The following is a 26,985-nucleotide window of genomic DNA, read 5'->3' as shown; positions in this document are numbered from 1 at the left end:
GTCTAAAGATTCGCTTCCGTGGAGGGCCGCATGAGCCTTGCCGTCCAGCGCGTCACCCCGCAGCCCGTCCCCCCGCACGCGCGCCAGCACATGGTGCGGATGCGGGACGGAGCGCTGCTGGCCACCGACGTCTACGCCGTCGACCGGGAGGGGCCGGTGCCGGCCGTCCTGGCCCGGCTGCCCTACGACAAGAACAGCCGCTACGTCTTCTTCGACCGGATCGCCAAGCGGTTCACGGCCCGCGGATACGCCGTGGTCGTCCAGGACGTCCGCGGCAAGTTCCGCTCCGAGGGCAGGACCCTCGGCTGGACCGGCGAGGTCGACGACGGCTTCGACACCCTCGAGTGGATCACCCGCCAGCCCTGGTCCGACGGGACCGTGGGCATGTTCGGCGACTCGTACTACGGCTTCACCCAGTGGTCCGCGGTCTCCAGCCAGCACCCCGCCCTGCGCGCCATCGTCCCCCGCGTCACCTGCACGTCGAACGCCCCCGGCATCGCCACCTACGACTCCGGCTCCGGACGCCAGCCCCTGTGGCTTGAGGGGACGACGTACCAGGCGCAGGTCTGGACGGACAACGACATCCACGAGTTCGACGTCGACCTCACCCGACGCCCCGTCATCGCAGCCTACGAGGAGGCGTTCGAGACCATCGGCAAGCGCTCGCCGGGATTCGACCTCATCGTCGGCGGCATCCCCCTCGCCCCCTACAACGGGCCGCACCCCTACGACGCCCGGCCCGTGCCGGTGCTCCACTGCGTGGGCTGGTTCGACAACCTCGGCATCGCCCACATGCGGGACTACACCGAACTGGCCGGACGCCCCGGCTGGGCGGCCGTGCAGTACCTGATCGCCGACACGATCGACCACGAGAACTACTTCCTCGAGGACGCCCCGGCCACCCCCGCCACCGACCACCTGGCCGGCGACACCGCGCTGGAGCGCATGCTCGACTCCTACGCCGGTCCCGCGCTCGAGTTCTTCGACGTCTTCCTCAAGGGCGTCGCCCGGCCCGACTCGCTGCCCCGGGTGCGCTGGAAGCTCGGACACGAGGGCTGGCACACCTCGCCCGCCTGGCCGCCGCCCGGCGTCACCGTGACCGAGCTGTACCTGACCGACCCGGCCGTCGCGGCCGGCACAGTCCCCGGCGGGACCCTCGCACCCCACCCGGCCGAACCCACGGAACGCGCCGAGTGGCGCTACGACCCGGACGACCTCGTGCCGTCCGCCGCACCCGACACGTTCCTCCAGCTGCGCGACCACGCCGACGAACGCCGCACCCTCGACCGCGACGACGTCCTCGTGTTCACCACGCCCGCCTCCGAGCACCCGCTCGACCTGGCGGGCCCCGCCCACGCGGTGCTGCACGTCGAGAGCACGGCACCCACGTTCGACGTCTTCGTACGGCTCCTCGACCTGGCACCCGACGGCACGGCGCGCCTGATCCTGCGGGGCTGCGCCCAGGCCGACGCGCCCGGAGAGCTGCGGATCGACCTCGGACACACCGGCTACCGGGTCCGCCCCGGCCACCGCCTCGCCCTGATGATCGCCGGCAGCGACTTCCCGAACCATCTGCCCAACTCCGGTTCGCTGGAGAGCCCGTGGCTGACGACCGCCCCCAAGGCGAGCCGGCAGACGCTGTGGACCGGCTGCGCCCGTCCCTCCCGCCTGAGCCTGGCCGTCCTGCCCGGGAGCGCCGAGGGCGGTGACGCGCTATGAGCCCGCGTTTCGCCGCCACCCGGCTCGCGATGCTGGTCGTAACCGTGCTCGTCTCCAGCCTCGCCATCCACGGCGCCATGTTCCTGACCCCGGGGGACCCGGCCACCCTGCTCGTCGGAGGCAGCCGGAACCCCGATCCCGCCGTCCTGGCGCAGATCCACCGCGCGTACCACCTGGACGACCCGTTCCTCCAGGGCTACTGGCACTGGCTCGGCGACTGTCTGCGGGGCGACTTCGGGAAGTCCCTCGTCTACCGCGACTCGGTCGCCGACCTCATCGGCGACCGCGCCGGCACCACCCTCGCGCTCGTCCTCTACGCCTCCGTCCTCGTCCTCGCCGCGGGCACCGTGATCGGCACCGTCGCCGCCCTGCGCGGCGGCCGCACGGAGACGCTCGCCACGACCGTCACCGCCGGGGCCATGGCGGTCCCCACCTTCGTCATGGCGGTCCTGCTGATCTGGCTCTTCGCCGTCAAGCTCCCCTGGTTCCCCGTCTACGGCTCCGGCGAGGGCTTCACCGGGACCCTGACGCATCTGACCCTGCCCGCCGCGGCGCTGGCGATGACCTGGATCGGCTACGTCGCCCAGGTCACCCGGACCGCGGTCCGCGCGGAGATGCGCTCCGAGCATGTGGAGACCGCCCGGAGCAGGGGAGTGCCCGAACGCACGGTGATCCGCCGGCACGTGCTGCACAACGCCTCGGGACCCGTCTTCGCCGTCTCCGGCGTCGGCATCGCAGGGATCATCGCCACCGCGGCCGTCGCCGAACAGGCCTTCGGCACCGGGGGACTCGGAGCCCTCATGATCGAGGCCGCCGCCAAGCAGGACATGGCCGTCGTACAGGCCGTCTCCCTGATCTTCGTCGTCGTGTTCGTCCTCATCAACACCGCCGTCGACCTGATCAGCACCGCGCTCGACCCCCGCGCCGCGCAGAAGGAGGCACGATGACGACCGCCCCGCTCAGCGGTACGACCACCGGCACAGGCCGGACGAAGGCGAAGCGCACCCGCCCCCGCGACCGGCTGACCCTCGGCGCGGGATGCGTCGTCGGCCTGTTCGTGCTCCTGGCCGTGCTCGGACCCCTGCTCGCCCCGCACGACCCGAACGCCGTGGACCCCATGAACGTCTACGCCGGACCCTCCGCCACCCACCTGCTGGGCACGGACGACACCGGACGCGACCTCCTGTCCCGGCTCATCGCCGGGACCCGCGCCAGCCTCGCCGCACCCGCCGTCGTCGTCGCCGTGTCCACCGTCCTCGGCACCCTCCTCGCGCTGACCGCGGCCTGGTCCGGAGGCTGGGTTGACCGCCTCGTCTCGGGCGCCCTGGACATCGTGTTCGGCTTCCCCGGGCTCATCCTGGCCGTCCTCGTCGCCGCGGTCTTCGGCGCCGGCCTCACCGCGCCGATCGTCGCCCTGTCGATCGCCTACCTCCCCCTGATCACCCGGGTCGTACGATCCGCAGCCCTCAGGGAACGCAACCTCCCCTACGTCTCCGCGCTCCAGCTCCTCGGCGCGCCCACCGCCCGCATCTGGACACGGCACCTGCTGCCCAACCTGCTTCCCCTGGTCCTCGTCCAGGCCACCATCGGCTTCGGCTACGCCCTCCTGGACGTCGCCGCCATCTCCTTCCTCGGCCTCGGCAGCAGGCCCCCGGACCCCGAATGGGGCCTCATGGTGTCCAACGGAGCCCCCTCCATCCTGTCCGGCCAGCCGCAGCAGTCGCTGTACGCGGGCCTCGCCATCCTGATCGTCGTCGTCGCCTTCAACCTGCTGGGCACGGGACTGTCCCGACGACTGCTCGGAGACAACGCATGAGCACAGAACCCCTGCTCCGGATCGACGCGCTCGGCATAGACCTGCCCCTCGACGGAGAACTGCGCACCGTCGTCCACCGCGTCGACCTCGGCATCCCCGAGGGAGCGGCCGTCGCCCTGGTGGGGGAGTCCGGTTCCGGCAAGTCCCTGACGGCCCGCTCCGTCCTCGGACTGCTGCCGCCCGGCGCCCGCGTCCACGGAGAGGTGCTGTTCGCCGGGGAGTCCGTCCCAAGGATGAGGCCCGAACGGCTGCGCGCCTTCCGGGCGACCGACGTCGCCATGGTGTTCCAGGACCCACGGGCCCACATCAACCCCGCCCGCGGTATCGGCGACTTCCTCATCGAGGGACTGACCACCGCACGCGGTGTCCCGGCCGCCGAGGCGTCCAGGAAGGTCACCGCGATCCTGCGCGAGGTGGGCATCCCCGACGCCGAGCGGCGCATGCGCCAACGCCCCCACGAATTGTCCGGCGGCCTGCTCCAACGCGTCATGATCGCTGCTGCGCTCGCCGCCGAACCCCGCCTGCTCCTCGCCGACGAGCCGACCACGGCCCTCGACGTGACCACCCAGGAAGAGGTGATGGCCATCATCGGAGAGGCCCGCGCGGCACGCGGACTCGCCCTGCTGTTCATCACCCACGACCTCGAACTCGCGGCGGCCGTGTGCGACCGGGTCGCGGTCATGTACGCGGGTACGACGGTGGAGGAACTCCCCGCCGACCGGCTGCGCGGACGCGCCTCCCACCCTTACACGCGGGCCCTGCTCGCCTCCCGCCCCTCGGTCTCCGACATCGGCGCGCAGCTCCGCTCGATCCCCGGCAGACCGCTGTCCGGCTTCGAGGTGCCCGGCGGATGCGCTTTCGGCGACCGGTGCCCCCGCGCGCGGGACCTGTGCCGCACCGACCGGCCGGAACCGGCTTCCGTCGAGGACGGCACCGCGGCCTGCCACTTCCCTCACCCCCTCACCCTCGAGGAGACCGGCCGTCATGCTTGAGGTACGCAGCCTCCGCAAGGAGTTCGGCGATTTCGTCGCCGTGGACGACGTGACGTTCTCCCTTCCCGAACAGGGATCGCTGGCGATCGTGGGCGAATCCGGATCGGGCAAGACGACCACCGCCCGCATGATCGCCGGGCTCGAGACACCGAGCGGCGGAACCGTCGCCGTCGCGGGCGCCGAGCGCGGACCCGGGCGGCCCCGGCCGCGTGCGCGCCGGGCCCGGGGCCGGCGGATCCAGATGGTCTTCCAGGACCCCTACTCCTCCCTGGACCGGCACCAGCGGGTCGGCGACGCCGTCGCCGAGGCGGTCGCCCTGCACCAGGACCTGCCCGCGGCCGGGCGCCGGGCCCGGGTGGCCGAACTGCTCGACCTCGTCGGGCTGGACGAACGGCAGGCGCGCTCGCTGCCGAAGGCGCTCTCCGGTGGCCAGCGCCAGCGCGTCGCCATAGCCCGCGCACTGGCCGCACAGCCCCGGGTGCTGATCCTGGACGAGGCCATCGCCGCCCTGGACGTGTCCATCCAGGCGCAGATCCTGGCCCTGCTCGCCCGCATCCGCGCGGATACCGGAACGGCCCTGCTGTTCATCACCCACGACCTCGGCGCCGTACGGCACATCAGCGACGACGTCCTGGTGATGCGGGCGGGCCGTGTCGTCGAGCACGGCCCCGTCGGGTCCGTCCTCGACGCCCCCGAGGACCCGTACACCCGACGCCTCATCGACTCCATCCCGAAACCGGGCTGGAAGCCCCGGCGGAGGGGGGAGAAGGCCGCCTGACACCGTGCCGCGCCGGGCGGCCCACCGCGAAGAAGACGTCCGTCCCCGAGGGGCGGGCGTCTTCGTCATGTGCCGCCGTTGTCAGACCCCTTCGATACGGTCGCGGTATGAGAGCTGACGCAACTTTCGCCGTCAAAGCGTTCGTGCCCACCGAGTTGAAGCCGGAGCCGGCCGTGTTCACCGGGCTGCCCGTGGGGGTCGCGACCATGGAGAAGCGGTTCGACGGAGAGGCCGCCGGCCGCTCGGCGACCCTGTTCACCGCCGCGTTCGACCAGACGACCGGTGTCGGCACCTATGTGGCCATGGAGTCCTTCGAGGGATCGCTGCACGGCCGCGAGGGCGCCTTCAACTTCGTCCACTCGGCGACGACCTCCGGGAGCGACCGCACCGCGGAGTTCTTCACCATCGTTCCGTCGAGCGGCACCGGCGAGCTGGCCGGCATCGCCGGAGCCGGCGGGATGGCCGTCGACGCGGACGGCACGCATCGCATCTGGTTCGAGTACGAGCTGGGCTGACGCCGCCGCCGACACGTGGTCGGTGCACGCTAAGACCCGGCGGCCGGGCACGGGAAATCCCCCGCCGTGGGGCGGGGGAGGAGGGTCGACCTCGTTTCCTGTCCGGGTTTCCTCTCCGGGCGGGTGACTACTTGCCCGTGCCGCCGAGGTACGCGGCCCAGGGCATGCCCATGTACGCGAAGGAGGACGGCGCGCCGCTGATGCGCTTGTTCATGTACATCCGCTCGTAGGTGGTCGCCAGGTACACCGCCGCGGTGGTGGGGGTGTACAGGGCCTGGGCCTTGGCGTAGGCCTTGGCCGACACGACCGGGTCGGAGGCGGTGCGGGCCTCGTCGAGGTGCCGGGTCACCTCGGCGTTGCTGTAGCCGGTCCAGTTGAAGATGCCCTTCGGGGTCACGCTCTCGGCCACGTACGACGCCGGGTCGGGCATGCTCACGTACCCGAAGGTGAGGACGAGGTCGAGCCCTTTGCGGACCGACGGGTCGTAGAACAGCGCGGACATCTCGGTGGGCTGGAGCTGCTTGATCGTGATGTCGACGCCGATCTTCTTGGCGGCGGCCTGGATGAAGGTGAGCGCCTGGAGCGAGCGCTGGTCACCCGCCGGGATGGCCGCGACCAGCGGACGGGACGGGGCTCCGGCCTCGGCGACCAGCTTCTTGGCCTTGTCCAGGTCCGGCGCCGGGACGTCGGGGAGGGCGGCGTAGGCGGCGTCGTACTGGGCGGCGGCCTTGTCCCCGTGCCAGGTGAACGGCGGGACGAGGGACTTCAGGGTGGTGCCGGCGCCGCCGAACACGTTCTTGACGAGCGCCTTGCGGTCGACGACCAGGGAGAGCGCGTCCAGCAGTTTGCGGTCGGCCGCGGGCGAGGCGGCGTTGCCCGGGATCAGCAGCACGTTCTGGGTCGACGGGCCGAGGTGGACCGAACCGCTGTCGGACCGGGCGAGGGCGGTGGCGCTGCCGGGCGGCAGTTCGTAGGTGCCGTCGACCTCACCAGACAGCAGGGCGCTGGTCAGCGAGTTGTTGTCGGTGATGAACTTGAAGTCGACCCGCTTGGCCTTGGGCATGAGCGCGGTGTCCCAGTAAGCGCTGTTGCGTTCCAGGGTGATGCCGCCGCCGGACTTCCACGAGGCCAGCTTGAACGGCCCGGTACACATCAGCCCGCCCTTGGCCGTGCCGTAGGCCGCGCCCGCCTTCTCGGTGTACGTCTTCTGGCTGACCGCGCCGAACGACGTGGACAGCGCCTTGGGCAGCGTCTGGTCGTAGCCCTTGGTCCGCAGGGTCACCTGGTGGGCGCCGGAGGCCTTGACGGAGCTCACGGCGGCCAGGTAGTTCCCGTACAGGGCCTGGGTCCTGGGATCGCGCTGGCGCTCCAGGCTGTAGACCACGTCCGCGGGTGTCATCGCCGAGCCGTCCCAGAAGGTGACCCCGGACCGCAGGTCGAGCACCAGGGTGTGGTCGTCCTTCCAGGTGACCTTCTCGGCGAGTCCGGGACTCAGGGAGAAGTCGGCGTTCATCCGCGTGAGCGTGTCGCAGAGGTTGGACTCGACCGTCTGCGGTGAGTAGTCGCCCACCTTCGCCGGGTCCAGGGTCGTGGGCTCGCCGTAGGGCAGGGCCCAGGTCACGCGGCCGACCTCGGCCGTGCCGCGGGCCGTGGTGGTGGTCAGGCGCTCCTTGGCGGGGGTGCCGTCGCTTCTGTCCGACGAGCTGGTGCAGGCCGTGGCGGCCAGCAGTCCCACGCTCGTGAGCACAGTCAGCACCGTCTTCTTCGCAGCCATAGCTGATGCTCCTTGCCGAGAAAGGGTGAGGAGAGGCGGGGGACGCTCGACATGGGGGGCGGAGTGAGGCACGCCGACGAGACGTCGTAAACGAACGTCATATAACGTTGTTGCATGTCACGCTTGCATCTGGTGAGCTGACGCGTCAAGAGCAAGGGGCGGCCGTCTCGCGGATCGGGTGCCGGCTTTGCCGGGCCCGCACCGGCGTGGCGCGGCGCCGGGTCGGCGGAACCCGTCCGGTCCCGCGGGGCGTCCGTCCCCGGTCGCCGCCGGCGTCACGCCGGTGGGCCGACCGGGCCGCACCGGCGCGTGCCGCCCCCTTCACAGAAGCGGAGAACTGTCATGTCCTTCACTCCCGCCCTCGACTTCGCCTTCGAGATCCGCGCCGAGGTCGCCGGCACTTTGCACATCGGCAACGGCGACGGAGAGGTCACCGAGTTCACCCCCATCACCGGGGGCAGCGTGGAAGGCCCTCGGCTGCGCGGGAAGGTCCTGCCCGGCGGCGGCGACTGGAGCAGCACGCGGGGCGAGGTGTGCGAGCTCGACGCGCGCTATCTGCTCCAGGCGGAGGACGGTGCGGTGATCGACATCGTCAACCGCGGCTACTACGTCCCGAAGGCCGCGGCCCCGGACCAGTTCGACGGGGAGCTGAAGGTCTCCGAGGCGGGCCACTACTACCGCACCTCGCCGGTCTTCCGTACCGACTCCCCGGCCCACCGCTGGCTCGCGGAGACGGTGTTCGTGGGGCTCGCCCGCCCGGACGGTGAGGACGCCGTCGTCATCCGCATGTACGCGCTCGGCTGACGGGCGGCCCGGGGTGCCGTGGTCCTAGCCGGGCTGCCCCGGCCGGGACAGGGACCGCCAGGCCCCGACCAGGGCCTCCCGCAGTACGCCAACCTCCTCGTCGCTCAGGCCGGCGACCATGCGCTCCTCCAAGTGGCGGGCCGGTTCGGCGTACTCGGCGAGCAGAGCCCGCCCCTGCTCGGTGAGCGCGATCAGGCGTTCGCGGCGGTTGGCGGGATTGGGCTCGCGGCGGATCAGGCCGCGACCCTCCAGGGCGCGGACCATGTCGGCCATCGACTGGGCGGTGACGAACGAGTCGCGGGCGAGCTGCGCGGCCGAGATGCCGTCGTGCCGCTCCAGCACCGTCAGGGCGGTGTACTGCAACGCCGTGATCCCGGCGGGCTTGAGCAGCTCCTCCAGGCGGGCACGCACCGCGAGCTCCGTCCTCTTGAGCAGGTAGAGCAGCGAGGTGCCCACGTCCGTCCTTCCGTCGCGGCGGTACCGGTGCGGGGGCGGACGCGTCCGGTCCCCTGCCGGGTGCCGCCGGGGTGGCGTCGGCACGATCTCACCCTAAGGCATTGACAGGAATCCTGTTGATTGCCAAGACTGGCGTTCATCAGGATTCCTGTCGATGCGCCCTCCGTCGGCCTCTTCGGCATCCCCTGTCGACTCCCTCCCACCCCTCCCTCCCTTCCCCCTTTCCACCTCGTACGAGAGGCACCCTCATGGATCTCCAGGGCAAAGTCGCCGTCGTCACCGGCAGCGGTCGCGGGCTCGGACTGGCCTACGCCCAGACCCTCGCCGCGGCGGGCGCGGCCGTAGTCGTGAACGACGTCGATCGGGCCGCCGTCGACTCCGCCGTAGAAGCCATCCGTGCCCGGGGCGGCCGGGCCGCCGGTGCCGTCGCCGCCGTGGGCGACAGCGAGGCGGCCCAGCGCCTGGTGGACACGGCCGTCGAGGAGTTCGGCCGCCTGGACGTGCTCGTCACCAACGCCGGCATCCTGCGCGACCGGGTGCTCTGGAAGATGACCGACGACGACTTCGACGCCGTCGTCCGCGTCCACTTGCGGGGCACCTTCACCTGCGCCCGGGCCGCCGCCGTCCGCATGCGCGAGCAGGGCACCGGCGGCCGGCTGATCCTGATCTCCTCGCCCGCCGGGCAGCGCGGCAACTTCGGCCAGACCAACTACGCCGCCGCGAAGGCCGGCATCGTCGCCATGGCCCGCACCTGGGCCCTGGAGCTGGGCCGCGCCGGAATCAGCGTCAACGCCGTCGTCCCCGTCGCCGCCACCGAGATGACCAAGACCATTCCGGCCTTCGAGCCGGTCATCGAGGAGTCCGAGCGCACCGGTGCGCCGCTGCCGGACTGGCTGCGCAAGGACGAGGGCCTCGGCACCGTCGAGGACGTCGCCGGCCTGATCGCCTTCCTGGCCTCCGACGACTCCAAGGACGTCACCGGACAGGCCATCGGCATCGGCGGCGACCGCCTGGCCCTGTGGGCGCACCCCAAGGAGAAGGCGGTCGCCTTCGCCGACGGCGGCTGGAGCGCCGACACCATCGCCGCCGAGTGGTCCGCCGGTGTCGGGGCCGAACCCGAGACCTACGGCATCCCCGCGCCCACGACCCCGGAGGCATGAGATGGCCGACCTCGCCCTGGACCTCGACCGGTTGACCGCCATCGACGTCCACACGCACGCGGAGATCTCCAAGGACGGCCACGGCGCCCTGAGCCCCGAACTCTTCGGCGCCTCCGAGGAGTACTTCAAGGCACACGGCCACCGGCAGCCGACCATCGACGAGATGGCCGGGCACTACCGCGAACGCCGCATGGCTGCCGTGGTGTTCACCGTCGACGCCGAACACGCCACCGGCCACCCCCGGATCGCCAACGAGGAGATCGCCGAGAGCTGCGCCGCCCACGCCGACGTTTTGATCCCCTTCGCCAGCGTCGACCCGCACAAGGGCCGCGCGGGTGTACGCGAGGCGCGGCGGCTGGTCGAGGAGTACGGCGTGCGCGGGTTCAAGTTCCACCCGAGCATCCAGGCGTTCGCCCCGAACGACCCGCTCGCCTACCCGCTGTACGAGGCCATCGAGGAACTCGGCGTACCCGCGCTGTTCCACACCGGCCAGACCGGCATCGGCGCCGGCGTCCCGGGCGGCGGGGGAATCCGGCTGAAGTACTCGAACCCGATGCTCGTCGACGACGTCGCCGTGGACTTCCCCGAGCTGCGGATCATCCTCGCCCACCCGTCCTTCCCCTGGCAGGACGAGGCCCTGGCGGTGGCGACCCACAAGCCGCACGTCCACATCGACCTGTCCGGCTGGTCCCCGAAGTACTTCCCGCCGCAGCTCGTGCGCTACGCCAACAGCCTCTTGCGGGACAAGGTCCTCTTCGGCTCCGACTACCCCGTCATCACCCCCGACCGGTGGCTCGCCGACTTCGAGAAGCTCGACATCAAGCCCGAGGTGCGGCCGAAGATCCTCAAGGACAACGCCGCCCGTCTGCTCGGCCTGCTCACGGACTGAAGGAGCCGTACGTGCTGAACCAAGGCATCGGGTCCTGGCCGGCGCGCCGGGCCCGCAAGACCCCCGACCGGATCGCCGTCGTCCACGAGGACCGCACCTGGACCTACCGGGAACTCCACGAGCGCGTCCTGCGGCTCGCTCACGCCCTGCGCGGACTCGGCGCCGGGCCCGGCGACCGGATCGCCTATCTGGGCCCCAATCACCCGGCGTTCCTGGAGACGCTGTTCGCCGCCGGCGCCCTCGGCGCGGTCTTCGTGCCGCTCAACACACGGCTGGCCGCCCCGGAACTGGCCCACAACCTGTCCGACTCCGGCAGTACCGTCCTCGTCCACGCCCCCGAACAGGCCGGCGCGGCCCGCGCCGCGGCGGCGGCGGCGGGGGTACGGCACCGGATCGCCCTCGCGGGCCCCGACGACAGCGCACCCGGGTACGAGGAACTGCTGGCCGGAGCCGGTACCGGCGCCCTGGACGAGTCCGTGATGCCGGACGACCCGTGCATCATCATGTACACCTCCGGCACCACGGGCCGTCCCAAGGGCGCCGTCCTGACCCACGGCAACATCACCTGGAACAGCGTCAACGTCCTCGTCGACACCGACCTGGCCGGCGACGAGGTCACGCTCGTCGCGGCACCGCTGTTCCACACCGCCGGCCTCAACATGACCTGTCTGCCCACGCTGCTCAAGGGCGGGCGGGTGGTGCTGCTCGGCGCCTTCGACGCGGAGCGCGTCCTCGAACTCGTCGAGAGCCTGCGGGTGACGTACCTGTTCGGCGTCCCCACGATGTACGACGCCATGGCTGCCCGACCCCGCTGGGCGACCACTGACATGTCCAGCCTGCGCACCGTCAACTGCGGCGGCGCCCCGGTCCCCGCCCGGACCATCGCCGCCTATCTGGAACGCGGTCTGGCCTTCAGCCAGGGCTACGGCATGACCGAGGCGTCCCCCGGAGTCCTCTACCTGGACAAGGAGCAGACCTCCGCCAAGGCCGGTTCGGCCGGTGTGCCGCACTTCTTCACCGACACCCGCCTGGTCCGGGCCGACGGCCGCGACGCCGGTCCGGGGGAGCGCGGCGAGATCCTCGTCCAGGGCCCCCATGTCATGACCGGCTACTGGGGCCGGCCCGAGGAGACCGAGGCCGCGTTCACCGAGGGCGGCTGGCTGCGCACCGGCGACGTCGCCCGGGTCGACGCGGACGGCTACGCGTACATCGTCGACCGGGTGAAGGACATGTTCGTCTCGGGCGGGGAGAACGTCTATCCGGCCGAGGTGGAGGAGGTGCTCCTCACCCACCCCGCCGTCGAGGAGTGCGCGGTCATCGGGGTGCCCGACCCGGTGTGGGGCGAGGTCGGCCGTGCCGTCGTCGTCCTTCGGCCCGGCTCCCGCGCCGACAGGCACGACATCCTCGGCCATCTGACGGGCCGGCTCGCCAAGTACAAGATTCCCAAGTCTCTGGTGGTCACGGACACGTTGCCCCGTACGGCCTCGGGGAAGATCGTCAAGCCCGCGGTTCGGGCACTCCACGCACACGGACCGCACGAGACCGAGGACGGCTCTCCCTAGGAGCCTGTCTCGCCATTTCCGTCGGCCCGGCTGTGCCGGCAAGCACCGCCGTGTCGTGGCCTCCGCCGCGTGGAGCGGCGTCCGAACGGCTCAACACGCCATCGCACATCACGCCATCGCACATCGCGCCTTCGCGCCATCGAAAGGATCCACCATGTCCACCACCGCCCTCGGCATCGACGGACTCAAGGCACTCAGCGGCGCCGATCTCGGCCGCACCGCGTGGCGCGAGATCACCCAGGACCGGGTGAACACGTTCGCCGACGCCACCGACGACCACCAGTGGATCCACACGGACCCCGAGAAGGCCAAGGGCGGCCCCTTCGGCGGTCCGATCGCCCACGGCTACCTCACCCTTTCGCTGATCATTCCGCTCTTCGGCGAGCTGCTCGACATCACCGGCATCTCCATGAGCGTCAACTACGGCCTGGAGAAGGTCCGTTTCCCCGCACCCGTGCCGGTCGGGGCGAAGATCCGGCTGCACGGAGCCGTCGGCGAGGTCGAGGAGGTCAAGGGCAACGGCGTGCAGATGCCGCTGACCTTCACCGTCGAGGTCGACGGCAGCGAGAAGCCGGCCTGCGTGGCCCAGGCCGTGTACCGCCACTACGCCTGACCGGGGGCCGCCCGGGGCGGGGACCGTGCCCTGCCCCGGGCGGTGGCGTGCCGCCGGTGGGGGTGGGTGGGCGCAGGCGGGAGCCGGGACACGAGTGAGGGCCTTCGGGTCCGGTACGGGCAGTTGCATCCGTACCGGACCCGGAGGCCCTCACTCGTCTTCATCATGTTCCCGGCTGCGGGCTGCGGGCGGCGGGCGGCGGCTACGACCTGAGGCTGCCTCTGGGACCAGCGACCGCGACGGCCCTGGGACCGTGCAGGTGCTGCGACCGCGACCGAGCGCCCGTGCGGCCGGGATCCCAACCGCACGGCCCCCTGCCGACACGCTTCCGGCACCCGGAGCGGCACAGACGGGCGGGCGCCCCTGGACGGAGCGCCCACCCCCTGCCTCACGCCCGCCAGGTCAGAGTGTCGGCGTCAGCCGGGGAGTCCGGTCCTCGACGGCCTGGGCGGCGTCGAGGACCGTCTCCTCCTCGAAGCGTCCGCCGATCAGCTGCACGCTCATCGGCAGGCCGTCGATGAGGGCACTGGGCACCGTGGCCGCGGGGAAACCGAGGATCGGGACGGCCGCCATCGGCCACATCGCCGCGACGAGCTGCGCGGCCCGCTCGGGGCTCGCGATGTCGGCGTCCTGTTCGAACGGGGGCTCCGCGGACACCGGGGTGAGCAGCAGCCGGTCCCGGCCGAGCAGCTCCTGGAGCTCGGTGACCAGCGCCCCGCGCCGGGACCAGCCGTGGATGTACTCCGCCAGCGTCGGGGAGTCGCCCCACTGGCCGGCCGCCGCGGCGAAGGAGTACGTCAGCGAGGTGCGGATGTCCGCGTCCCCGATCATCTCCACGGTCGGCATGGTGGGCCGGAAGTCCTCGTAGATGAGCAGGGACCACAGCCGTGCCGCTTCGGCGAGCAGGGGGAGTCCGTCCAGCTCCTCGACCTGGTACCCGGCGTCGGTCAGCTTGGCGACGGCCTCGTCGAGGGCCTTCTCGACGGCAGGGTGGTTCGCGACCGTACCGATGCCGCGCACGACGCTCACGCGGGGGAGCGCGTCCGGCGCGGGGCGGTCCGGCAGGCCCGGGACGCCGACGGGGTCCCGCAGGTCGGGGGTGCTCATCACCCGCAGGGCGAGCCGGGCGTCGGCCACGGTGCGGGCGAGCGGGCCCTCGACGGCGCAGTTCAGCACGGTCGGCGGCATGACGAGCTGCTGGCGGCCACCGGGGGTGTCGACGTACACCGGCTCCGTCCAGTTGGACACCCGGCCGACGGTCGGGCGGATGCCCACCACGCCGCAGCAGGCGGCCGGGTACCGGATCGAGCCGCCGATGTCGTTGCCCTGGGCGATCGGCGTCATGCCGGCGGCCAGACTCGCGGACGCCCCGCCGCTGGAGCCGCCGGGGGTGCGGTCGGCCGCCCACGGGTTGAGCGTGCGGCCGTGCAGGTCGTTCGTGCTGAACCAGCGGTAGGAGAACGACGGGGCGTTGCTGCGGCCGACCAGTACGGCTCCCGCCTCGCGCAGCGCCGTCACACAGGCGGCGTCGCGCGCCGCGAGGGTCCCGGCGAGGGCGGCGACACCGTGGCTGGTGGCGTATCCCCGCTGGTCCGTATTGATCTTCGTGGAGACGGGGATGCCGTGCAGCGGGCCGAGCTCGGCGCCCGAGGCGGTGAGCCGGTCGGCGGCGTGGGCCTGCTCGAGCGCCTCCTCGGGGCGGAGGTCGGCGAGCGCGTTGACGCGCGGGTTGACGGCGTCGATGCGGTCCAGACAGGACCGCACGATGTCGGCCGAGGAGAGCGTGCGGTCGCGGACCGCGGCGGCGAGCTCGACGGCCGAGAGCTGCCACGGTTCGGTGGCGGGGGAGTCGTGTTCCATGATCGCCTCTACGACGGCGCGCCCCGGGGCGGAACGCGCGGCGGGAGCGGAGGGGTGGCACGGGTTCCCCTCCGTAAATACAACGTCGTTATAAGACGACGTTTGATTTAACTATCGTGGTCCCCGGTGCCGTAGCTGTCAAGGATGTGCCCCCTTCGGTGCCCGCCGGCCGGAGGCGAGGCGCCCGGCGCGGCGGGCGGGCCGACGGCGGTGTGGCTGCCGGTGGCCGCGCGGGGCGAGGCGTCGACGGAAGCCGCCTGACCACAACTCGGGTGTCCGTTACGGTGGTTGACGTGACACTGATGGCCGACGGGGGCGCCTGCGCGCCGCCGGGAGCGCGACTGCGGGGGCGGTGGCAGTGATACATCCGACCACAGGTGACCCGACGGTCCCTCCGCCGCCCGGGACGCCGCCCGCCACGCCGCCCCGCCGGACGCCGCCCCCCGTTTTCCTCACCGTCCCCCGGGCGCGGCGCGGGATCCTGTGGTGGCTCGGCTGGCTGATCCCGGTGATCGCCGCGCACCGGGTGTGCTCACCGACCCGCGAGGGCCGGGTCGTGGACCGGGTGATCGACGGCGTCAGGATCGGGCGCATGGTGCTGGGACTGCTGCTGACCGTGGGCGCCTGGTGGTACTTCGAACTGGTGCCCGTGCGGGAGATGCCGGCCCAGTTCTACCGGAGCTTCGCCTACGGCTTCACCGCCGTCCTGTTCAACGTCTACGTCGCCTGGGGGATCATCGCGATGACGCCCCGGGGCCGTAAGTGGGCCGCGGTGGCGCTCTGGCGCGGCCCGTTCCTGGCGTTCTTCCTCACGGCCGCCTCGATCGTCCTCAAGCCCGCTGACCTCACCCGGTGGCCCTACTGGTCCTCACCCTGGGCCGTCGCGTACGGCATGTGGGCGCTCGCCTTCAGCGCCTACGGCGGCCTGTTGCTCATCCTCAACGGAGGGCGCGTCGCCGACATCAACGACGCCCTGCCTGCGCTGGTGCCGTTCTTCACCGTCCTGGCCGTCGTCCTCCCCTCGATGGGGGACCCCATGTACGACAAGGTCTCGATGCCGATGCGGCTGGTGCTCGGTCTGACCGGACCGGTGACCCTGGTGCTGCTGGCCCGCTGGGAGCTGCGGCGGCTGCGCACGCGCCATGGGGTACGGCTGTCCGACACGTGGCTGCACGTCTGACGCTCGGGGCTCTGTGGCGGCAGGCCTGAGTCGGGGGCCGTGGCTGCATACCTGAGCCGGGGGCTCGGATCCGGATACTTGAGCCGGGGGCTCGGATCGGGTCGCCCTGGGGCAGCCCTTAGGCTGGCTCGGTGGCTGATCAACGGGAGCGGGTGCGGCCGTCGGGAGTGTGGTCCACGGCGGTGGGTGTGGCGAGGGTGCGAGCGCTCGAGACCGAACGCGAGGACGCGCTGTTCCGCGACCCGCTGGCCAGGGCCTTCGCCGCCGCGGGCGGCCTGTGGCCCTCCTCGCCGCCGCCCGACGACGAGAGCGCGAGGCTCCGGCGGCTGGCCGTGTCGTACTCCATCGTGATCAGGACGAAGTTCCTCGACGACCTGCTGCGACGGGCCGTCGCGTCCGGGATCCGGCAGGTCGTGCTGCTCGGCGCCGGCATGGACAGCCGGGCCTTCCGGACGGACTGGTCCGAGCGCACTCGGCTGTTCGAGGTCGACACCGCCGCGCCACTGGACTTCAAGGAGTCGGTGCTGCGCCAGGAGCGGGCCGTCGCACGCTGCGAGCGGATCACCGTGGCGGTGGACCTGCGCGAGGACTGGCCGGCCGCGCTCGCCGCCGCGGGGCACGACCCGGCCGCGCCGACCGTGTGGATCGCCGAGGGACTGCTGATCTATCTGCCCGAGGACGCGGTGGAGCAGCTGCTCGCCCGGATCGGCGCACGGTCCGCGGCAGGCAGTCGGATGGGACTGACGTGGAGCGCGCGCGGTGCGATCGACCGCTTCGCCGCGGACGCGGTGCCGGGATCGGCGGCGTCCTTCTGGCGCTCGGAGATGCCCGACGACCCGGTGGAATGGCTGGCCGGGCACGGCTGGGAGGCCACGAGCCACACCCTGCGCGAGTGCGGCGCCGCCTACGGCCGCCCGATCGGCACCCCGCCGCGGCACGCGGAGGGACCCGGCGGTCTGATCTCGGCGGTCCGCCGGTAGCGCTGCATCGAGGTGGCGCGCACGATCACCCGCCCGCCCACGCCGTTCAGCCCCCGCGACGCAGCGGCGGTCCGCCGGTAGCGCTGCCCCGCTGTGCCGAGGAGGACCACCCACCCCGTGGTGCCGGGCTCGACCACCCGCCCGCGCCGTTCAGTCACCCGCGACGCAGCGGCGGTCCGCCGGTAGCGCTGCCCCGCTGTGCCGAGGACGACCACCCACCCCGTGGCGCCGGGCTCGACCACCCGCCCGCCCGCGCCGTTCCGTCCCCCGCGAGGCCGCGGTGATTCGCCGGTGGCGCGGCCTCGGGGTGCCGAGAACGACCGCCCACCCGTCGTGGCGCCGCGCACGACCACCCGCCCGCCCCGTTCAGCCCCCGCGACGCAGCGGCGGGCCGCGGGGGAGTGGACCTCGACTCCCCCGCGGCCCCCGGCCGACATCAGGACGCTGCTCCTCAGGCGGACCCGGCGCCTACGGGGATTCCCCCGGCGGGAGCGGTGACGCCCGGCGTCGACGGACTACCACCAGGCGCTGCAGCGCGCCGTGTTGTCGCCGTTCGCCTGTACGCACACCCGGGCCAGCGCGGGGGCGTTGTCCGGCATGAACAGGGACTCCTGGCTGCGCCCGGGGTCGACCCAGACCCGGTTCACCAGGCCGTCGAAGTCGCTGGTGTTGCCGAACTCGGCCCAGTCGATCCAGCCCGAACAGGTGGTGCTGCCGGCGGTGTTGTTCACATAGTTGCGGACCTGCCAGCCGCCGCCGCCCTGGACGTAGTTCGTCATGAGCGTGCCCGAGCAGTTCTTGCTCCAGACCGTGGAGCGCGCGGTCTCGGCGGAGGCGACCCCGCTGCCGCCGAGAACCAGGGTGGCGACCCCGGCCAGCGTGCCGGCCCCGACGACGGCCCGGCGTGCGAGCGTACGTGCGTTCATGGTGCGTTCCCTCCCTCTCGTGCGGCCCTCGCCGCACGACAGGGATCATCCGGGACGGTCGCAACAAGCCACCAACAGAGCACCAATCACCGCTTCTTGTGCGCGCCTTCATGCACGCAGCGTTACCGGCCGGGTCAGTATCCGCTGATGCGGGCCACGAAGTACCCGGCGACGATCACCGAGCCCACGACGATGAACGTGAGCCAGATGTAGGGGTGTTCCCAGATCCCGCCGTCGGGCCGCTCCTGATGCGCTTCCGCGATGGAGCCCTCCACGGGCGGCGTCTCACCGGGCGGTACGAGTGGATGTGTCATGTCTCAACGGTCCGTCCAAACGACAGGCGGCGCATCTTCGTACGGAACTGTCGCTCTCGCCCGCTGAGCGGATCCCCCCGGAAGCGCTGTGGGGGGAGTGGCGACGGAAAGAGCGGCCCCTTGCGCGAATCGTTGACATGACCCTGCCCTGTAGCTAGCTTCACGAAGAGTTCTCGTCCGCGCCCCCGGCTCCGACGCGGCCCGGACCCCGTCAGTGCGCTCGCACCACCGGTACCTCGTCCCGACATCGCGACAACGTTGTCGGCCTCGACTGCCGCTCAGTGAACCCGCTCGCCGGTCAAGTGAAGCGCTCCGCCAGGAAGACAACGTTGTCAGGCACTACCTCCCGCTCCCGAGTAGAGGGGAAACCCCTGTGAGAACCCGATTGTCGAGACGCCCAGGAACCAGAGTGCTGGGCCTGGTGGCGGCCACGGCGCTGGCCACGGCCGGGCTGTGCGCGCCCGCGTGGGCCGCCGCAGGGAAGGCCGCGCTGGTCGCGTCGCCCGCCACCGTGGTCAACCCCTTCATCGGAACCTCGAACCAGGCCGACGACTTCCCGGGCGCCGACGTGCCCTTCGGCATGGTGCAGTGGAGCCCGGACACGCCGTCGCGCCCCGACGGCGGGGGGTACGAGTACAACGACTCGTCCATCACCGGGTTCAGCCTCACCCACATCGCCGGGCCCGGCTGCGGCGCGGCCGGCGACATACCCGTGCTGCCCACGGTCGGTGCCGTGAACACCGGGGCGACGGACGCGTTCTCGCACGCCAACGAGTCGGCGTCCGCGGGCTCGTACAAAGTCGCCCTCAACAACCAGGTGACCACCGAACTGACCACCACGACCCGCAGCGGCATGGCCCGCTTCACCTTCCCGTCGAGCACACAGTCCAACCTGGTCTTCAAACTGACCGGCAGTCAGAACGGCGCCACGTCGACGCAGTTCACCAAGGTCTCGAACACCGAGGTGAGCGGGCAGGTCACCAGCGGCCACTTCTGCGGCGCGGGCAACACGTACACCGTGTACTTCGACATGGTCTTCGACCAGCCGTTCGCCTCGCAGGGCACCTCGCTCGCCAAGGCGGCCACCGTCAAGAAGCCCGAGACGGCCTCCAAGAACGCGGCCGAGAAGCCCAACAAGCCTGTCCTGCACGGCAAATTGCCCGCTGTCGCGACCTCGAAGGCCGCCAAGGACAGCGCCGCTCCCCAGGCCGCCGCCTCGAACGGCTACGTCACCTTCAACACCACCTCCAACCCGGTGGTGCAGGCCAAGGTCGGCATCTCGTACGTCTCGGTGGCCAACGCGACGGCCAACCGGGCGGCGGAGAACGCGGGCTGGGACTTCAACGCGACCCGTACCGCGGCGCAGAACGCCTGGAACAGCACGCTCGGCAAGGTGCAGATCGCGGGCGGCACCGCGGCGCAGCAGCAGATCTTCTACACGGCGCTGTACCACTCGCTGCTGCACCCGAACGTCATCAGCGACACGAACGGCCAGTACTTCGGCTTCGACGGCAGGACCCACACCGTCGACAGCGGGCACAAGGCGGTGTACGCCAACTACTCAGGCTGGGACATCTACCGTTCGCAGGCGCAGTTGGCGGCCCTGGTCGCTCCGCAGGTCGCCTCGGACACCGCGCAGTCGATGGTCGACGACTACGCGCAGACGGGGATCTTCCCCAAGTGGTCGGAGAACAACGGCGAGTCCTACGTCATGGTCGGAGACCCGGCCGACGCCATCCTCGCCGACTACTACGCCTTCGGCGCCCGGGACTTCGACACCGGGACCGCCCTCGCCGACATGGTCAAGCAGGCGAGCACCGCCAACAACGACCGCCCGGGCCTCAACTACCTGAACTCTCCCGGGTACATGCCGCACGACGGCAGCTACGGCTGCTGCAACTTCTACGGTCCCGTGGCCACCACGCTGGAGTACAACACCGCCGACTTCGCGCTGTCCGCCATGGCCGGCGCCCTCGGTGACACCGCCAACCAGAAGACGTACGCCAACCGCGCCCAGGGCTGGCGCAACGTGCTCAACCCGGCCTCCGGCTTCGTCGAGCCGCGCAACGCCAGTGGTTCCTGGACCGGCGGGTTCGACCCCACCAGCGGCACCGACATGGTCGAGGCCGACTCCTGGATCTACACCGGGATGGTCCCGTTCAACATCGGCGGTCTGGCCCGCGCCAAGGGCGGCAACACGGCGATGAGCCACTACCTGGACACCGTGCTGCGCAGCTACACCGGTGACAAGGGCTACGCCTGGGTCGGCAACGAACCCAGCATCGAACTGCCCTGGGAGTACGACTACATCGGCCAGCCCTACAAGACCCAGGGCACCGTGCGGGCGATCCAGGACCAGATCTGGGCGAACACCCCGGGCGGGCTCGCCGACGGCAACGACGACCTCGGCGCGATGAGCGCGTGGTACGTGTGGTCGGCGCTAGGCATGTTCCCCGAGACCCCGGGAACCGCCGATCTGGCCCTCGGCTCGCCCCTGTTCACCCAGGCCGTGATCACGCTGCCGTCGGGCAACACGCTGACGATCAACGGCAACGGCGCCGCCGACAACGCCCCGTACGTCCAGTCCGCCAGCTGGAACGGCTCCGCCTGGAACAACGCCTACGCACCCACCTCGGCGATCACCGCGGGCGGCACGCTGAACTTCACGCTCGGCACCAGCGCCAACACCTCCTGGGCGACGGCCGCGTCCGCCGCCCCGCCCTCCTACGCCGGTGACACCACGGCCCCCGCCTCGCCGCGCATCGGGGCGATCACCTCCGCGGTGGCGTCCAACCTCTGTGTCGACGACGCGAGTTCCGCCACCGCCGACGGCACCCACGTCCAGATCTGGACCTGCAACAGCACCTACGCCCAGGACTGGATCGTCGCCGGTGACGGAACGATCAGATCGCTCGGCAAGTGCCTGGACGTCGACCACAGCGGGACCACCAACGGCACCCTGATCCAGCTGTGGACCTGCAACGGCACCGGCGCCCAGCAGTGGACCGCCGGCGCCAACGGATCGCTCGTCAACCCGCAGTCCAAGCTGTGCCTGGACGACCCCAACTCCACGACGACGACCGGCACCCAGCTCCAGCTCTACACCTGCAACGGCTCGGCTGCCCAGAACTGGAAGCTCCCGACCTGAGCCACCGGCACCCAGCCCCACGCCGGCGCCGAGCGCCCGGCTGGATCCCCGTGTGCCCCGGTCTCGCGGCCGGGGCACACGGGCATGCGTTGTGTCGGCGGTCCCCGGGCCCCTCAGGAAGGGTCGGCTCGCCGATCCGGAGATGCCCCGTCTCCGTCCTCGGGTGACGCCGAGCTCGACCGGTCGTCCGCCCCCGCGTCGGCCCTGCGGCCGCCGCGTCACGGGTACCTCACCTGCGGCGGGCCACACCCGAACCCGGGGATTCGCCGCCCACCCGCAGGATCCGCGTCCGCCGACCCGCGCCGCCCGCGTGGCCGAGCCGACTCCTTCGTGCCCTCGCCCGGGTAGGGCTACCCCCCGGCCCCAGACGCCGGACCGCCGCAGTGTGCCGGCACCCCCCTACGGACGACTGTGTACGCATGGCACAGGAACCCCGTACGAGTCCGCCCACGGCGAAGAGGACCGAGCTCCGATGATGCTGCGTTACGCCCTGAAGTCGGTGCGCGCTCGCAAGGCCGGGTTCCTCGGGGCCTTCCTCGCCCTGATGTGCGCGGCGGCCCTGATCACCGCCTGCGGCACCCTTCTGGAGACCGGGTTGCGCGGGACGATCCGGACCGAGCGGTACGCCGCCACCCCCGTCGTGGTCTCCGCCGACCAGAACGTTCATCGGACCACCGTCAAGCACAAGAAGGGCAAGACCAAGGTCAAGCACAAGGCGAAGCCCGTCGCCGAGCGCGCCTGGCTCCCCCAGGGACTGGAAGCCGCCCTCGCGCACACCCCGGGTGTCGCCCGGGTCGTCCCCGAACTGACCTTCATGGCCCAGCCGTTGACGCAGGGCGGGACCGGGGGCCGTACCGCGTACGGGCATGCCTGGGACTCCGCCGCCCTGACGCCGTACCGGCTGACCGCGGGGAGCGCGCCGCAGGCCGCGACGGATCTCGTCGTGGACGCGTGGCTCGCCGGGCGGGCCCACCTGAGGGTCGGGGACCGGCTCACCGTCCAGTCCACCCGGGAACCCCGCGGCTACCGCGTCACCGGAATCGCCGCGCCCGACGCCGACGTGCGGCATCAGACGTCCCTGTTCTTCTCCACCGCCGAAGCCCACAGGCTCGCCGCGCGTCCCGGGAAGGTCACCGCGTTCGGCGTGTTCCCCGATCCGGGCATCGACACCGGGCAGCTGCGCCGAGCTGTGGCGGGGGCACTGGAGGGCACGGCACCGGGCCCGGCACTGGAAGGCACCCACGCCCAGGTCCGCACCGGCGACGCCCGCGGAGCCGTCGAATTCCTGGACGCCGCCACGGCCCGCACCCGGCTGGTCAGCCTCGGCGGCGCCATGGGCGGCACCTCGCTGCTGGTGGCGGTGCTCGTGGTCGTCGGCACCTTCGCGCTGACGGTCCAGCAGCGCCACCGCGAACTCGCCCTGCTCCGGGCCGTCGCCGCCGGACCGGGACAGATCCGGGGTCTGCTCGGCCGTGAGGCGCTGATCGTCGGCGCGGTCGCCGGGCTCACCGGTGCCCTGCTCGGGCTCCCGTTGGGCGGTCTGCTCCACCGCAGGTTCGTCGCCACGGCCGTGCCCGCGACGCTCCAGCACACGGCCGGCGTCTTCCCCGTGATCGCCGGCGTCGCCGCCACCCTGGCCGGGGCTTGGGCCGCCGCCCGGATCGCCTCCCGCAGGATCACCCGGATCCGGCCGGCCGAGGCACTCGCCGAGTCCCGCACGGAGCCCCCGCGGCTCCCGTGGGGACGCGTTCTCGCGGGACTCCTCCTGCTGGCCGGCGGCACCGTCCTCGTCGTCCTCCTCGCCTCCCTGCGCACCGAGCCCGCCTCGACACCGGTCACCTTCCTCGCGGTCGTGGTCCTGTCCACCTCCGTCGCCCTGCTCGGCCCGCTCCTGGTCAAGGCGGCCGTGCTGCTCCTCGGCGGCCCGCTGGGGCTCGTCGGACCGGGCGGCCGGCTGGCCACCGCCAACCTGCGCGGCAACGCCGCCCGCATGGCCGCCGTCGTCACCCCGCTCACCCTCCTCGTCGGCATGACCTGCACCGTCCTGTTCGTCACGCCCACGCTCGGCGACGCCGCCCGCGCCCAGGCCCGCGAGGGCGTGCGCGCGAACTGGGTCGTCGTCCCGTCCGGGCCCGGTGTCCCGGCCGGGGTAGCCCGGGAACTCCGGGCGCGCGGCGACGCGGCCACCGAAGTGGTCCGTACGACAGTCCGGGTGGGCCTCGACAAGTACGCGGCGCAGGGCGTCACGCCCGCCGGGCTCACCCGCACCTGGGACCCGGACGTCACCGCCGGCTCGCTCGGCCGGCTCACCGACCGCACCGTGGCCGTGAGCGAACTGGCCGCCGACCGGCTCCACCTGAAGCCCGGCAGCACCCTCGGGCTCACGCTCGGCGACGGCACGCCCGCCCGGCTGAAGGTCGTCGCCGTCTACGGCAGGGGCCTCGGCTTCGGAGACCTCACCTTCGGTCACGACCTGCTGGCACGGCACGTCGACAACCCGCTCGCCGCCTCCGTCCTGGTCGCCACGACCGGCACACGGACCGAGATCGAGGCCGCGCTCCACGGCGTCCCCGGCGTCCGCGTCGTCTCCCCGCGGGACGCCGATCACCTCCAGGCCGAGCGGCAGCAGGCGAACGCGGAGGTCAACTACCTGGCCATGGGGCTGGTCCTGGCCTTCACCGCCATCGCCGTGGTGAACACCCTCGCCCTGTCGGTCTCGGAGCGGATCCGTGAGTTCGCCCTGCTCCGCCTCGCGGGCGCCACGCGCCGGCAGGTGCTGCGCATGCTGCGGACCGAGGCCCTGTCGGTGCTGCTCCTGGCCACCGCGCTCGGCAGCGGCATCGCGCTCGCGGTCCTGACCGCGTTCAGTGTCGGCATGACCGGCCGCGCCGCCCCGGCCGTCACCCCGCTGCTGTACGTCGCCGTCGTGGCCGTCACCGGGCTCCTCGCCCTCGTCGCCACCGCCCTGCCCGGACGCGCGGCGCTGCGGGTGCGCCCGGTGACGGTGGCAACCGCCAAGGAGTAGTGCCGGGGGAAGGTTCGCGTGGCCGTGCGGGCCGGGTGCCCGCACGGCCACGTCGGCGCGCTCCGCCCCACGCGCCCGGGGGCGTGTCCCGCTTGATAGGCAAGCGTGGACTTGCCTATGGTGGGGGAGTGGCCGACGACGAGCTGTTCAAAGCCCTGGGCGACCCCACCCGTCGCCTCATCCTGGACGAGCTCGTGGAGAAGTCCGGACAGACCCTGTTCGAGATCTGCTCCCGGCTGAGCATGAAGCACCGGCTCGGCATCTCGCGCCAGGGCGTCTCCCAGCACCTCGCCGTGCTGGAGGCCGCCGGGCTCGTCGAGAGCCGTCGTGAGGGCCGGTACAAGTTCCACGACCTGAACACCGCCCCGCTGCGCCGGATCACCGAGCGGTGGCCGGCGCCCGGGGGGTCCGAAGCGAAGGAGAACACCCCGTGAGAATCCGTCTGACCAGCGTTTTCGTCGACGACCAGGCCAAGGCGCTGCGGTTCTACACCGAGATCCTGGGCTTCGCGGTCAAGCACGACGTGCCCATGGGCGGGGAGCACCGGTGGCTGACGGTGACCTCGGCCGACGAGCCGGACGGTACCGAGCTGCTGCTGGAGCCCGCCGGGCATCCGGCCGTCAAGCCCTACCGCGACGCCCTCGTCCAGGACGGCATCCCGCTCGCCCAGTTCGCCGTGGACGACGTGCACGCGGAGTACGAGCGCCTGCGCGCCCTGGGCGTCCGCTTCACCCAGGAGCCCCTGGAGATGGGGCCCGTCACCACCGCCGTCCTCGACGACACCTGCGGGAACCTGATCCAGATCGCCACCCTTCCGGGGTGACCCGCCGTACGGAGGGTGGCGCACCGCGGCGGCCGCATGTGCCGGATCGCCACGCTTCGGGGGTGGCCCACCGGCCGGCGCGTGCCGCGCCGAGGCCGCCGCACGTCTCGGTCAGACCGTGGAGCCCGGGCCTGGCGGGATGTGGACGGTCATGATCAGGTGGCAGGTCTCCCCGCCCGCTCCGCGGTAGGCGTGCGGGGTGTCGCTGTCGAAGGCCGCCGTCTGCCCGGCCTCGACCGGATGCTCGGTCCCGTCGACGACGAGGATCATCCGCCCGGCCGTGACGCTCACCGTCTCGACGACGCCGGGCTGGTGGGGGTGGCTGGAGTACTCCTCGCCGGGTTCCAGCCTCCAGCGCCAGATCTCGACCGGGGCCGCTCCCGAGGTCGTCAGCATGAGCCGTGCCTCACTGCCGTTGTCCGCCTCCCACAGGGGGGCGACGGCGTCGGCGGACACGACCCGGACGCGGCCCTCGGCGGGCCCCTCCATCAGTGCCGACACCGAGATGCCGAGGGTGTCGGCGAGACGGACCAGGGTGGCGAAGTTCGGGTTGCCCTGGGCCTTCTCCAGTGCCACGAGGGAGCCCTTGCTGACGGCGGCACGGCGGCCGAGTTCGTCCAGGGACAGCCCGGCGCGCGTGCGGGCCGCGCGGACGTTGTGCGCGAGCGTCCGCAGTGCCGCTTCGGTCTCGGCCATCGTCACCTCTCGGGCTGGTCGGTGCAATGCACCGGGCGGTCGTTCGGTTGACGACGGCCGGTCGGTGCGTTGTACGGTGTAGTCGTTCCATTGATAGTAAGGGATGACTCCGTGATCGCTCTGCTGCTGGCCCTGGGCAGCTCCCTGGCCTACGGCTGCGCCGACTTCCTCGGCGGCCTGGGCTCCCGCAAGGCCCATGTGCTGCGGACCGTGATGGTCGCCGCCCCGGCCTCGCTGACCGTCGAACTACTGCTGTGGCCCTTCCTCGGCGCCTCCTTCGCACCCGCCACCCTCGCCTGGGGCGCGGCGTCCGGAGTCGCGTCGGCGGCCGCGTTCGCCCTGCTCTACCGCACGCTGGCGATCGGCCCGATGAACGTCCTGTCGCCCGTGACCGCGCTCGTCTCGGCGATGCTGCCCGTCGGCGTCGGACTGCTGGGCGGCGAACACCTGGGCCCGGCCGGCCTGATCGGCCTGCCGCTGGCGCTCGCCGCGGTGGTGCTCGTCAGCGCCGGACAGGGCACCGGCGGCGCCCGCCCCTCGCGCACCGCGCTGCTCCTGGCCTTCGGCGCGGGCGCCGCGATCGCCCTGCAACTGGTCTTCCTCCACCAGGCGCCCGCGGACAGCGGCGTCGGTCCGCTGATCGTCGGCCGCGCCGTGTCCACCGCAGTCACCCTCGCCGCGGCCGCGGTGATGTTCCGCAGGCTCGGCACCGAGAAGCCCGCGTACGCCATGTCGGCCACGGCCGGCGTACTGGACTCGGTGGCCAACCTGCTGTTCCTCCTGGCCGTCCGCGGCGGCGACCTGGCCGTCGTCGCCGTGATCACCGCCCTGTACCCGGCCGGCACCGTCCTGCTCGCCCGGAGCGTCCTCGCCGAACGGATCCACCGCGGCCAGCTGATCGGCCTGGGCACCGCGGCCGTCGCCGTCGGACTCCTGGCCCTCACCTGACCACCCG

The 26,985-nt window shown here is 72.1% G+C and carries 24 protein-coding genes; 18 read left to right on the top strand and 6 right to left on the bottom strand.

Features of this window, described 5'->3' with window-relative positions:
• Positions 1–30 precede the first annotated feature (30 nt).
• The 6 genes from IO36_RS27505 to IO36_RS27480 all read left to right on the top strand — a co-directional run bounded on the left by IO36_RS27505 (position 31) and on the right by IO36_RS27480 (position 5,820).
• Positions 31–1,719 (top strand): CocE/NonD family hydrolase, encoded by a 1,689-nt coding sequence (locus IO36_RS27505; protein WP_037623662.1) that lies wholly within the window; start codon positions 31–33, stop codon positions 1,717–1,719.
• A complete protein-coding gene (locus IO36_RS27500) occupies positions 1,716–2,666 on the top strand; it encodes an ABC transporter permease (RefSeq protein WP_037623661.1) in 951 nt (316 codons plus the stop codon). The genes IO36_RS27505 and IO36_RS27500 overlap by 4 nt, the downstream gene beginning before the upstream one ends.
• Positions 2,663–3,535 carry an ABC transporter permease gene (locus tag IO36_RS27495; protein WP_037623660.1) on the top strand — a complete coding sequence of 291 codons (873 nt, stop codon included), beginning with the start codon at positions 2,663–2,665 and terminating at the stop codon, positions 3,533–3,535. The genes IO36_RS27500 and IO36_RS27495 overlap by 4 nt, the downstream gene beginning before the upstream one ends.
• Positions 3,532–4,527 carry an ABC transporter ATP-binding protein gene (locus tag IO36_RS27490; protein ID WP_037623659.1) on the top strand — a complete coding sequence of 332 codons (996 nt, stop codon included), beginning with the start codon at positions 3,532–3,534 and terminating at the stop codon, positions 4,525–4,527. The genes IO36_RS27495 and IO36_RS27490 overlap by 4 nt, the downstream gene beginning before the upstream one ends.
• A complete protein-coding gene (locus tag IO36_RS27485; protein ID WP_037623658.1) occupies positions 4,520–5,305 on the top strand; it encodes an ABC transporter ATP-binding protein in 786 nt (261 codons plus the stop codon). Before IO36_RS27490 ends, IO36_RS27485 begins: the two co-directional genes overlap by 8 nt.
• Before the next feature lie 107 nt (positions 5,306–5,412).
• A complete protein-coding gene (locus tag IO36_RS27480) occupies positions 5,413–5,820 on the top strand; it encodes a DUF3224 domain-containing protein (RefSeq protein ID WP_037623657.1) in 408 nt (135 codons plus the stop codon).
• A gap of 127 nt (positions 5,821–5,947) precedes the next feature.
• Here IO36_RS27480 and IO36_RS27475 read toward each other — a convergent pair whose 3' ends face one another.
• Positions 5,948–7,594, bottom strand: coding sequence for an ABC transporter substrate-binding protein (locus IO36_RS27475; RefSeq protein ID WP_037623656.1), 1,647 nt, complete (start codon positions 7,592–7,594; stop codon positions 5,948–5,950).
• Between the two features lie 342 nt (positions 7,595–7,936).
• On the opposite strand from IO36_RS27475, the gene IO36_RS27470 reads away from it, so the two are divergent.
• Positions 7,937–8,398, top strand: a complete 462-nt coding sequence (locus tag IO36_RS27470) for a DUF3237 domain-containing protein (RefSeq protein ID WP_037623655.1) — start codon at positions 7,937–7,939, stop codon at positions 8,396–8,398.
• A gap of 24 nt (positions 8,399–8,422) precedes the next feature.
• Here the strand turns inward: IO36_RS27470 and IO36_RS27465 are convergent, their stop codons facing one another.
• Positions 8,423–8,854, bottom strand: a complete 432-nt coding sequence (locus IO36_RS27465; protein WP_037623654.1) for a MarR family winged helix-turn-helix transcriptional regulator — start codon at positions 8,852–8,854, stop codon at positions 8,423–8,425.
• A gap of 248 nt (positions 8,855–9,102) precedes the next feature.
• Between IO36_RS27465 and IO36_RS27460 the strand changes: the two genes are divergently transcribed.
• From IO36_RS27460 to IO36_RS27445, 4 genes are all read left to right on the top strand, one after another.
• Positions 9,103–10,014 (top strand): SDR family oxidoreductase, encoded by a 912-nt coding sequence (locus IO36_RS27460; RefSeq protein WP_037623653.1) that lies wholly within the window; start codon positions 9,103–9,105, stop codon positions 10,012–10,014.
• 16 nt (positions 10,015–10,030) lie between these two features.
• The gene (locus IO36_RS27455) at positions 10,031–10,903 is read left to right on the top strand and encodes an amidohydrolase family protein (protein ID WP_158997537.1); all 873 of its coding nucleotides are present in this window, start codon (positions 10,031–10,033) and stop codon (positions 10,901–10,903) included.
• 11 nt (positions 10,904–10,914) lie between these two features.
• The gene (locus tag IO36_RS27450; protein ID WP_037623651.1) at positions 10,915–12,465 is read left to right on the top strand and encodes an acyl-CoA synthetase; all 1,551 of its coding nucleotides are present in this window, start codon (positions 10,915–10,917) and stop codon (positions 12,463–12,465) included.
• A gap of 154 nt (positions 12,466–12,619) precedes the next feature.
• A complete protein-coding gene (locus tag IO36_RS27445; RefSeq protein ID WP_037623650.1) occupies positions 12,620–13,078 on the top strand; it encodes a MaoC family dehydratase in 459 nt (152 codons plus the stop codon).
• A gap of 402 nt (positions 13,079–13,480) precedes the next feature.
• Here IO36_RS27445 and IO36_RS27440 read toward each other — a convergent pair whose 3' ends face one another.
• Positions 13,481–14,938 carry an amidase gene (locus tag IO36_RS27440; protein WP_037623649.1) on the bottom strand — a complete coding sequence of 486 codons (1,458 nt, stop codon included), beginning with the start codon at positions 14,936–14,938 and terminating at the stop codon, positions 13,481–13,483.
• A 352-nt stretch (positions 14,939–15,290) separates the two neighbouring features.
• Here IO36_RS27440 and IO36_RS27435 point away from each other — a divergent pair, with 352 nt between their 5' ends.
• Both IO36_RS27435 and IO36_RS27430 read left to right on the top strand, forming a co-directional pair.
• Positions 15,291–16,118: a hypothetical protein gene (locus IO36_RS27435; RefSeq protein ID WP_158997535.1), complete on the top strand. Its 828-nt coding sequence runs from the start codon at positions 15,291–15,293 to the stop codon at positions 16,116–16,118.
• A 167-nt stretch (positions 16,119–16,285) separates the two neighbouring features.
• Positions 16,286–17,098, top strand: a complete 813-nt coding sequence (locus IO36_RS27430) for a class I SAM-dependent methyltransferase (RefSeq protein ID WP_037623647.1) — start codon at positions 16,286–16,288, stop codon at positions 17,096–17,098.
• 515 nt (positions 17,099–17,613) lie between these two features.
• On the opposite strand, the gene IO36_RS27420 is transcribed toward IO36_RS27430, so the two are convergent.
• Positions 17,614–18,024, bottom strand: coding sequence for a hypothetical protein (locus IO36_RS27420; protein WP_037623645.1), 411 nt, complete (start codon positions 18,022–18,024; stop codon positions 17,614–17,616).
• A gap of 134 nt (positions 18,025–18,158) precedes the next feature.
• Positions 18,159–18,338, bottom strand: a complete 180-nt coding sequence (locus tag IO36_RS27415; protein ID WP_037623644.1) for a DUF6480 family protein — start codon at positions 18,336–18,338, stop codon at positions 18,159–18,161.
• Positions 18,339–18,747: 409 nt separating this feature from the next.
• Between IO36_RS27415 and IO36_RS27410 the strand changes: the two genes are divergently transcribed.
• The 4 genes from IO36_RS27410 (at position 18,748) to IO36_RS27395 (ending at position 25,334) form a co-directional block, all read left to right on the top strand.
• Entirely contained in the window at positions 18,748–21,486 is a 2,739-nt protein-coding gene (locus IO36_RS27410) for a lectin (protein ID WP_245173512.1), read from the top strand.
• A 472-nt stretch (positions 21,487–21,958) separates the two neighbouring features.
• Entirely contained in the window at positions 21,959–24,511 is a 2,553-nt protein-coding gene (locus tag IO36_RS27405; RefSeq protein WP_037623643.1) for an ABC transporter permease, read from the top strand.
• Positions 24,512–24,639: 128 nt separating this feature from the next.
• Positions 24,640–24,945, top strand: a complete 306-nt coding sequence (locus IO36_RS27400; RefSeq protein ID WP_037623642.1) for an ArsR/SmtB family transcription factor — start codon at positions 24,640–24,642, stop codon at positions 24,943–24,945.
• The gene (locus IO36_RS27395; protein WP_037623641.1) at positions 24,942–25,334 is read left to right on the top strand and encodes a VOC family protein; all 393 of its coding nucleotides are present in this window, start codon (positions 24,942–24,944) and stop codon (positions 25,332–25,334) included. The genes IO36_RS27400 and IO36_RS27395 overlap by 4 nt, the downstream gene beginning before the upstream one ends.
• A gap of 111 nt (positions 25,335–25,445) precedes the next feature.
• Here the strand turns inward: IO36_RS27395 and IO36_RS27390 are convergent, their stop codons facing one another.
• Complete coding sequence (locus tag IO36_RS27390; RefSeq protein WP_037623728.1) at positions 25,446–26,030, bottom strand: helix-turn-helix domain-containing protein; 585 nt, start codon at positions 26,028–26,030, stop codon at positions 25,446–25,448.
• 111 nt (positions 26,031–26,141) lie between these two features.
• Here IO36_RS27390 and IO36_RS27385 point away from each other — a divergent pair, with 111 nt between their 5' ends.
• Positions 26,142–26,978, top strand: coding sequence for a DMT family transporter (locus IO36_RS27385; protein ID WP_037623640.1), 837 nt, complete (start codon positions 26,142–26,144; stop codon positions 26,976–26,978).
• Positions 26,979–26,985 lie beyond the last annotated feature (7 nt).

This window comes from Streptomyces aureus, from assembly GCF_000725495.1.
GTDB classification, from domain to species: Bacteria; Actinomycetota; Actinomycetes; order Streptomycetales; family Streptomycetaceae; genus Streptomyces; species Streptomyces aureus_B.
The sequence above is the reverse complement of the archived record's forward strand: the minus strand, read 5'-3'. Positions and strand labels throughout refer to the sequence as shown.